At 59.2% G+C, this 8710-nt stretch carries 6 protein-coding genes and 2 tRNA genes; 1 reads left to right on the plus strand and 7 read right to left on the minus strand.

Annotation, left to right across the window (positions count from 1 at the left end; genetic code table 11):
• Window positions 1-2 precede the first annotated feature (2 nt).
• The 4 genes from AB5767_RS04645 to AB5767_RS04660 form a co-directional block, all read right to left on the minus strand.
• Complete coding sequence (locus AB5767_RS04645) at window positions 3-731, minus strand: response regulator transcription factor (RefSeq protein WP_368131646.1); 729 nt, start codon at window positions 729-731, stop codon at window positions 3-5.
• 64 nt (window positions 732-795) lie between these two features.
• Window positions 796-1671, minus strand: coding sequence for a phosphate ABC transporter ATP-binding protein PstB (gene pstB / locus AB5767_RS04650; protein WP_022094055.1), 876 nt, complete (start codon window positions 1669-1671; stop codon window positions 796-798).
• 103 nt (window positions 1672-1774) lie between these two features.
• Window positions 1775-3013, minus strand: coding sequence for a sensor histidine kinase (locus AB5767_RS04655; protein WP_368131647.1), 1239 nt, complete (start codon window positions 3011-3013; stop codon window positions 1775-1777).
• 26 nt (window positions 3014-3039) lie between these two features.
• Window positions 3040-3735 (minus strand): response regulator transcription factor, encoded by a 696-nt coding sequence (locus AB5767_RS04660; RefSeq protein WP_250786886.1) that lies wholly within the window; start codon window positions 3733-3735, stop codon window positions 3040-3042.
• 197 nt (window positions 3736-3932) lie between these two features.
• Between AB5767_RS04660 and AB5767_RS04665 the strand changes: the two genes are divergently transcribed.
• Window positions 3933-5273: a D-alanyl-D-alanine carboxypeptidase family protein gene (locus AB5767_RS04665; RefSeq protein ID WP_368131649.1), complete on the plus strand. Its 1341-nt coding sequence runs from the start codon at window positions 3933-3935 to the stop codon at window positions 5271-5273.
• Window positions 5274-5404: 131 nt separating this feature from the next.
• Here AB5767_RS04665 and AB5767_RS04670 read toward each other — a convergent pair.
• The 3 genes from AB5767_RS04670 to AB5767_RS04680 all read right to left on the minus strand — a co-directional run bounded on the left by AB5767_RS04670 (window position 5405) and on the right by AB5767_RS04680 (window position 8481).
• A tRNA-Ser gene (locus AB5767_RS04670) sits at window positions 5405-5495 on the minus strand.
• Between the two features lie 92 nt (window positions 5496-5587).
• Window positions 5588-8029, minus strand: a complete 2442-nt coding sequence (locus AB5767_RS04675; protein ID WP_368131651.1) for a tetratricopeptide repeat protein — start codon at window positions 8027-8029, stop codon at window positions 5588-5590.
• A gap of 375 nt (window positions 8030-8404) precedes the next feature.
• Window positions 8405-8481 (minus strand) — tRNA-Arg (locus AB5767_RS04680).
• Between the last annotated feature and the right edge of the window lie 229 nt (window positions 8482-8710).

Here is an 8710-nt window from a genome sequence, read left to right on the forward strand (position 1 = left end):
GGTTACTCCTCTGATGCGGTGGCCGCGGTGCCCTCACCTTCGGCACCATCACCGGCAGAAGGCTCGGCCAAGCGGTAGCCCACGCCGCGTACGGTCTCGATGGCGCTGGCATGCTCGCCCAGTTTTTGGCGAAGCGTCTGCACGTGCACGTCAACGGTGCGCGAACCGCCGTCGAAGTCCCAGCCCCACACGCTCTGCAGCAACGACTCGCGGGTAAAGACCACGCCGGGCTTGCGCATGAGGTACTCGAGCAGGTCGAACTCGCGCAGGGTGAGCTTAAGCGGCTCGCCGGCAACGGTCACCTCGCGATGGCTGGGCGAAAGCACGATGTCGCCCACGCTGAGCACATCGCTCGCCTGCTTGACCATGCCGCCGCGACGCAGCAGTGCGCGGCAGCGGCTCGCAAGCTCCATGAGCGAAAACGGCTTGGTCAGATAGTCATCAGCACCGCCGTCGAGCGCCATGACCTTGTCGAGCTCGGTGTCCTTGGCGGTAAGCATCATGATGGGCACCGTCGCCGTCAGGCGATCGGCGCGCAGGCGACGCATAATCGCCAGGCCATCGGTATCGGGCAGCATGATGTCGAGTAGCACGGCATCGGGCACCCGTCGCGCGACGGCAGCTTTAAACTCGCCATCGCACGAAAAGCCCTCGGCCTCGATTCCCTGCTTGCACAGAGCATAGACCGTCAAATCCCTGATGTTGTCGTCGTCCTCGACGTAGTAGATCATGTTGAACCCCTTTGCGGCCGGTATGACCGCATCTTAACCCTAAAGGCGCCTGCACTCGATAGTATCAGCCAAAACGGCCCGTCAAATAATCCGCCGTGCGCGGATCGGTCGGATTCTTAAAGAGCTGCGCGGTGGGCGCGTGCTCCACCAGCTCGCCCAACAAGAAGAACGCAACCGAATCGGAAATACGCGCGGCCTGCTGCATGTTGTGTGTAACGACCACCAACGTGCACGTCTCCTTGAGCTCGCAGGCCAGCTGCTCGACCACCAGCGTCGACACGGGATCGAGGGCGCTCGTGGGCTCATCCATCAGCAGGATGTCGGGCTGCACGGCAAGCGCACGGGCGATACATAGGCGCTGCTGCTGCCCGCCCGAAAGACCCAGGCCCGACTCCTTGAGCTTGTCCTTGACCTCGTCCCACAGTGCGGCGCGGCGCAGGGAGTCCTCGACCAGCTCATCAAGCACGGCGCGATCGCGCACGCCCATGCCGCGCGGACCATAGGCCACGTTGTCGTAGATGCTCATGGGAAACGGGTTGGGGCGCTGGAAGACCATGCCCACGCGCTGACGTAGGCGGCAGATGTCGTAATCGCCCAGGATATTCTGGCCGTCGAGCGCAATCTTGCCCTCGATGCGGCAATCCTTGATGCCATCGTTCATGCGGTTAAAGCAGCGCAACAGCGTGGACTTTCCGCAGCCCGAAGGCCCGATGAACGAGGTAATCTGCTTGTCGCGGATTTTGATGTTCACGTCCTTGAGCGCATGATGGTCGCCATAGAACAGGTCGAGGCCCTCAACATCAATGCGCGTCGGCGAGGCGGCAAGGTCCTCTGCCGTGGGGCGCGTCGCATCCCCAACTTCGCGCTCGTGCGCGGCCTCGGCCTGCGCCTCCATGAGTTCCTCAAGCTCCGTGGGCTCCATAGCCGCAGCAGCCGTCATACCGCATACCTCCATATCGATATCAATTCAGCAGTATCGATAGTAGGAATTGCGGCTCATACGCACGTGAGCGCATTGTCAAGTGTTTGTAAGGGCAGCCTGGCTATGCGGCGGGCAACTCGATGGTGAATACCGTGTGCTCGGGCGTCGATTCGCACGCAACGGCGCCGCCGTGCGCCGCGACAATCTCCTTGGCAATGGCAAGACCCAGACCGGCACCGCCACGATTGGTCGCACGAGCCGCATCCAGACGGTAGAATTTCTCAAAGATCACCTTGAGCTTTGCCGCCGGAATCGGATCGCCCTGGTTGATAAAACGCACCCGCACGCCGCCATCATCCATGCGCCTCGCCTCAATCGTGATCGTCGAGCCTTCGTAGCTATAGGCGACGGCGTTTTTCATAATGTTGTTGAAGACGCGGGCCATCTTGTCGCCATCCACGAGCACCGTCAGGTCCTCGCACACATCAACTTGGGCCTCCTTATGCTGCTCGTTGAGGATGGGATAGAACTCGTCGGCCACCTGTGCCAGCAATAGTCCCAAATCCACGTAACCACGGGTGAGCACGATATCGTGGAAATCAAAGCGCGTGATATCGAAGAACTCCTCGATGAGCGCATCGAGCCGGTGCGCCTTGTCGAGCGCCACGCCCGTAAAGTGCGCACGTTGCTCAACCGGCAGCTCGGGAGCCTCTTGCAGCAGCGAAAGATAGCCCACCACACTGGCAAGCGGGGTGCGTAGGTCATGTGCCAAGTACGTGACCAAATCGTCCTTGCGATGCGACTCGTCACGCAGAGCTTGCTGCACCTTGCGCTCACGGTCACGCACGCGGTTAAGGGCGCCCTCGACCTCCAAGAAGTCGCCGTCGATGTTATCCCAGGTGTCGGGGTGATCGATCAGGCGATCTTGAATACGAGCGGCCAGCACACAATCGGCATGCTGCTCGCCCTGCTCGTAGCCCTGGTAGTACAGGGCGCGGCCACACAAGAACAGCACGCACGCGGCAAGCGCCAGCACAAAGCCAAGCATGTTGAATACAAAGCCGGCATCGAACAGCACCGGCCCTTCGATGCCGCCGAGCGCCATGGCGCCAATCGCCAACGTCATGGCCCACGCGGCGCCGCCAATCACCACGCAGCGGCACACGATCTCAAATCGATCGATCAGCAAAAAGCCGACAAGCAGCACCGCCAAGATTCCGACGATGTTGTCGATGCCAATCAGCAGCAGGCTCAGCAAAAAGAGCAGCACCGTTGCAAGCGCGCGGTTGTCGACGACCGACCTCACGTATTCAAAGAGCCGATCGGGCACCTCGAACGCTTGCCTATCGTCTTTTGTCATATCAAGATCCTCACAAGCGAAAAGCGTTATTCGATTATGTAGCCGACGCCCCAGACGTTTTTGATAAAGCGCGGCTTTTGTGCGTCGTCGCCGATCTTTTCGCGCAAGTGGCGAATGTGCACCATCACCGTATTGTTGGAGCCGGGCATAAAGTCCTCGTTCCACACCGCGCGGAACAGGTCCTCCACAGCCACCACGCTGCCGCGATGCTCGACCAGATACAGCAAGATTGAATACTCGGTGGGCGTGAGGCGTACCGGTGCACCGTCCACCGTCACGGAACGAGCGTCGCGGTTGATCTCCAAGCCGTCGAGCTGAATGGTCGGCGACTCGGCCGCCTGTGCACGGCTACCGTAGCTGGTGTAGCGGCGAAGCTGAGCGTGCACGCGCGCGATGAGCTCCAGCGGACGGAACGGCTTAACCACGTAATCGTCCGCGCCAAGCGAAAGGCCCTCGATCTTGTCTTGCTGGGCATCGCGCGCCGTCAGCATGATCACAGGATAGGTATGGCTGGAACGGATCGTACGCAGCAGCTCAAATCCATCGATATCGGGCAGCATGACATCCAGCAGCGCCAGATCGAACTCCTGCTCCAAAATCGCCTTGGCAGCATCGGCCCCGCTATAGGCAATCTGGACATCAAAGCCCTCTTTTGTAAGGTAGATACCAACCAAGTCGGCGATGGCCTTCTCGTCATCAACTACCAAAATGCGCTCGTTCATGCGTGCTCCTCTCGCGCTCCATTATGCCCGAGGGGGCGCCCGTCACACACAACAAGCGTGGGTGATTAAGTCGGCCTTAAGCACCCTTGCGCCCGTTCGGGCGCGGATGTGGGCCACGCACGCACGCGATGATCGCCGACGCCGGCAAACGATATACTCTAGTTCCAGAAGAGACCATCCCGTCGAAAGCGAAATCCGTGAAGTCCCTCACCTCTTTTGCAAAGCGCTCAGCCCAGCTTGCCGCCGGCTTTGTCTGCGCTATCGCCCTTGCTGCTGGCGCGCCCACCGTCGCCGGCGCCCAAGTGCTCACGACCGACAATGTTTGCGGCAAAACCGCCGATGCGCGCGGCATCACGGCCGAAAACCTGCCCGATATCGATGCGACCAATGCCCTCGTCGTGGGCAAAGACGGCACCGTCTACTATGCCCGCGACGCCGATGAGCAGGTCAAAATTGCCTCGATCACCAAGGTCATGACCGCAATCCTAACCGTCGAGAATTGCAAGATGGACGAGAAGGTCACGGTGAGCAACGCCGCAGCCACCGTGGGCAATTCGACCGCCGGCTTGCTCGAAGGCGACAAGCTTACCGTGGAGCAGGCGCTGCGCGGCCTGATGATTCCCTCGGGCAACGACGCCGCCATCGTGCTCGCCGAATATGTGGGCAAGAAGATCGACCCTAAGACCAAAGACGCCGAGGCCACATTTGTGAAGGCCATGAACGAGCGCGCTAAGAAGCTCGGCTGCACCGGCACGGTCTTTGAGAACCCACACGGTCTGGACTTTGATGAGTGGGCTGGCGATATGCACTCAACCGCGCACGACGTAGCGCTGATGATGCAGGAGGCCATGAAAAACGACACGATCCGCGAGGTCGTAGCGAGCGAGGATTCCTGGATCCAGGTCATGGGCGCCGACGGCACCGACCATTCGCATTCCATGGACACGCATAACTATTTGCTGGGCCAAGATGGCAACATCGGCGGCAAGACCGGCACCACCGACGACGCGGGCTATTGCTTTACGAGCGCCTACAACCGCGACGGCGACGAGATCTACACCGTTATTTTGAACTCCACCACCACCGATCAGCGCTTTACCGATACCGCAACCCTTGCCAATTGGTACTACGGTCATAAGGTGACGGTCGCGATCGCCAACACGCAGGAAAAGACCGCCAACGGCAACCCGCTTATGGCGCGCATCGGTCAAACCGACTGGACGGATAAGACGATCGACGCCACGCTCGCCGACCCCACGGCGCAAGCGACCGTGTTTTCCCTTGCCGGCAAGGTGACCGAAAAGGTTAGCTACGACGATCTTTCGGGCACGGTGCATGTGGGCGACAAGGTGGGCAGCGTTACGCTCAAGCAGGACGGCACCAAGATTGCCGTCGTGGATTTGGTTGCCGACGAGGAAGGTGCAGGGCCGAATCCCATTGAATGGCTGCTCGTGAAGCTCGATCGCTTGGGCCGCCGCATCGACAACCGCCCACTTGCGGCAGAGAGCGAGACCGTCGCCAAGGCTCCTGAGGTGTAGAGCGCAAGAATAATCAGCCCACTGAAAGGAGGCGTCCGAAAGGATGCCTCTTTTTTTGAGGGTTCGAATCCCCAGCCTCCTTTCTCCGCACAAAAAAGGGCCCCAAATGGGACCCTTCTTCAAATTCGTACTGGCGGAGAGCTGGGGATTCGAACCCCAGATGCCCTTTTGGGGCATACTCGCTTAGCAGGCGAGCACCTTCGGCCTCTCGGTCAGCTCTCCGTAACAGCCGTTCTATAGTAACCAAACAGCCAAGGATGGGCAAGAGAAAATTTTCTAATTGCCTAGCATCCTTTCCTCCTTGGAAGCTTCACCTACCCCAGCGAGCGGTTGAGGGAGCCGAGCTCGTCGTTGCCCATGGTGCGCCACATTTGGAAGATGCAACCGCGTGCCAGGAAAAAGAAGCCGTTGTCGACCAGTTGAACAGCGGCATCTGCCAGCTGATTCGTCACGGCGGACACTGGCGGCAGCTCGAGTCCAGCCTTGCGGATGGTCTCGACCGCTTCCTCGAACGTCGGAGGCTCGCTGACGCCCATCTCGTTCATAAGGCCCTGCATTTCTTCCAGCGCGCTACTGCCCGACTCCTCGCCGCGCGGCACCAGACGGTAACAAGCCAGCGCCAGGTCGAGCTGATCGCAATTCCAATAGGCAAACGCCAAGCGATAGAACAGGTAGCCGATTGCAGAACGATCGCTGGCAATACGTAGGCCGTGGCGCGCCACCTCGATAATCTCGTCAAAGCGCTCCAGACGCGCAAGCACGTTGATGAGCGCAAAGTGCGATTGCATGGACGAGCGCGCCAGATCGTAAAGATGGCGCACCTCGGGCAGTGCTCGTTCAAAGTCCTCTTGCTCGGCGTAAAAGCTGCAAATCTCGTGCTGGGCAAAGTACAGCGCATCGGGCGCACGAAGGATCCGCACCGAGCGGTCTTCTTCCAACACCGGTAGCACCATGCGCACCAGCTGGTTATCGCAAAACTGCGTTTGAACCGGACCTGTCGCCAAAAGCTCGGCAACGGCGCACTTAGCCTCCAACTCCTCAACAAGACGGGAAAAGCCTTCAAAAGCACCTGTACGGTCGACTTTTGCCTGCTCGCGCAATTCAACAACACGGGCCACGTATGGGTCGTCGTCCTCTTCCATGACCTCCAACTCGTCAGCCGTATCGGCAAGCAGCAAATCGCGCAGCGCCGGCGGAAGCGTGCGATGGTCATCACGCGGACGAGCATGAACCTCCGCAGGTTCAATCGTCTCCGGAGCAGTTGACTCATACGCCTCAAGTACACGCTTGCACGGCATATCGTCCATGTCCATGCTCTCAAGATCCTTGGCGACAGGCACGCAATCGGCCAGATAGGCCGCGCGCCCAAAGAAATACGTTGCGACAACGCGCTCGCCCTGCTCACTGTCGGGAGCAGCAATCTGCACATAGCAGCGCGTGATGCAGGTGCCCGCGGCAAAACACGCTGCCGCAAGCGTGAGTGCCACGCGCGCATCGTGCTCCGCGGCCCAGATCGCGCGCGTGTCCTCGTCCAGCTCGCGCCAGGCGTCATCCTGAGCGTCGTATTCACGTTGCGGCATGGCATCAACGACAGACTGCCCAAACCGAACGAGCATAATCCCCTCGGCAACGTTTGCCCGATAGGTATAGTCGAGCCGCGTGACCACGTTGAGCGCCTCAACGATTCGCGCAAAACGGGTGCGCACGTCCCACTCGCCGCCCGGCTGGCAAGCCACCGTACCCGGCTTGCCCCACGGGTTATCGCTCGAAGCCGTATCGAGCAGTCGGGGAACATCGTTGGTCGTCTTGGCGATATGCCACGCATCAAAGAGCGCGCAGCCCTCAAGGCTCGGCGAGGATGCCGCAGGGACCAATCCGGCCCCGATGCGCTCAAGGATGCCGGAGAGGCGGTTGAGACGGCACTCGATGGCAAGCAGCATGTCAATCTCGTCCTGGTCCAACAGGCTACGATCAAAATTGAGATAGAAAATCTTTGAGCGATCAATGCGAGCCAGGCTCATCTCGGACTTGGCAGCGATGGTGCGCAGGCGGGGCAAGTCAATTTCGCTCATAAGGGCGGCGGCATAGCGCTCGATACCGCTCGGATTCTCGGCATGGTCAACGCGGTAGAGCAGCGTCTCGATAGCATCGGGGAGCGGTGCCGTGTTAAAGCCCAAAAACACCTCGACCGGCTCGGGCAACTTTACGAGCTTGATCTTGTCGACAACGTTTTGCATACCCTCGTCGAGTCCGCCGGCGTCCGCCGTGTTCACAATAGCGCTTTCGGAGTTGGCAAATATCACGTAGCGCAAGAACATCGAGGCCATGAACTCGCCGTAAGGAAGGGCGCGGGTCGAATTCCATGTCTCGTGGTCGGACTGCTCGCGCATGGGGCCTTCGGGAGAGCCGGCAGTTTGCGCACACGCGCGCATTGCACCGTTGGCTTCCCTTACCATAATCTCACCAATACTGGAATCCGACTCGTCAAGGACCAGTTCCATGTCGGGATCGTTGGGCAGCGGAGCCTCGCTGACGGGGCGGTCCACCTTGTACACCTCACCCGAAACGCTTACGTAGCCCAAAAGCGACACATGACTTTTGCCAACGAATTCGACGACATAACAAGATTCAAGCTGATCCTCGCCAAAGAGTTTCCAGACCACGCCATATGAGCGTCCCGCAGGCTGCTCGGGCATCGCCGGAAAGCGCTTCTTGGGATCGAGAAACCTGAGCTTGTATGTCGGACGCTCTGCCACGAAGTATCACCCTGATCGGTCGCTTGAAGAAGGAGTGGTCGCGAATAAGTCGCGACATCTACTCGGAATCTTACACGAGTCGACAGGAAATCGTCCGCTTCACGCTCGCGCCTCGACCGAGGTTCGAATCCATGCAGCGGCGACATAAAAGAAAAGCCCCCGTTGCCGGGAGCTTTAATCTCAAATGGTGCGGCGTATAGGATTCCGCGCATCCGCTGCGCGGATCCGCACCGGCTTCGCCCGCCTGCCGGCGTGCTCGCCCGCGGGCTAAAAACGCTCCGCGTTTTCTTTACGCCCGCGCCTCGACCGAGGTTCGAATCCATGCAGTGCTTACATAAAAGAAAAGCCCCCGTTGCCGGGAGCTTTAATCTCAAATGGTGCGGCGTATAGGATTCGAACCTATGACGTTCTGATTCGTAGTCAGACCCTCTATCCAGCTGAGGTAACGCCGCGACTTGTTGATTATTATGCACATCGACTGAATAAAGGTCAAGCATTTTTCGAAAAAAGTTATTGAATTTGATTTTTACTCATTTTGACCACTTGATGCGATCTTCTACGCATCGCGATATAAGAAAAGCCTCCGTTACCGGAGGCTTTAAAATTCAATTGGTGCGGCGTATAGGATTCGAACCTATGACGTTCTGATTCGTAGTCAGACCCTCTATCCAGCTGAGGTAA

This window comes from Collinsella aerofaciens (assembly GCF_040926265.1).
GTDB classification, from domain to species: Bacteria; Actinomycetota; Coriobacteriia; order Coriobacteriales; family Coriobacteriaceae; genus Collinsella; species Collinsella aerofaciens_BB.

Coding starts and splice junctions, on each gene's coding strand:
- AB5767_RS04660 (WP_250786886.1), bottom strand. CDS start 3,735: ATGAACGAGCGCATTTTGGTAGTTGATGACGAGAAGGCCATCGCCGAC.
- AB5767_RS04655 (WP_368131647.1), bottom strand. CDS start 3,013: ATGACAAAAGACGATAGGCAAGCGTTCGAGGTGCCCGATCGGCTCTTT.
- pstB (WP_022094055.1), bottom strand. CDS start 1,671: ATGACGGCTGCTGCGGCTATGGAGCCCACGGAGCTTGAGGAACTCATG.
- AB5767_RS04645 (WP_368131646.1), bottom strand. CDS start 731: ATGATCTACTACGTCGAGGACGACGACAACATCAGGGATTTGACGGTC.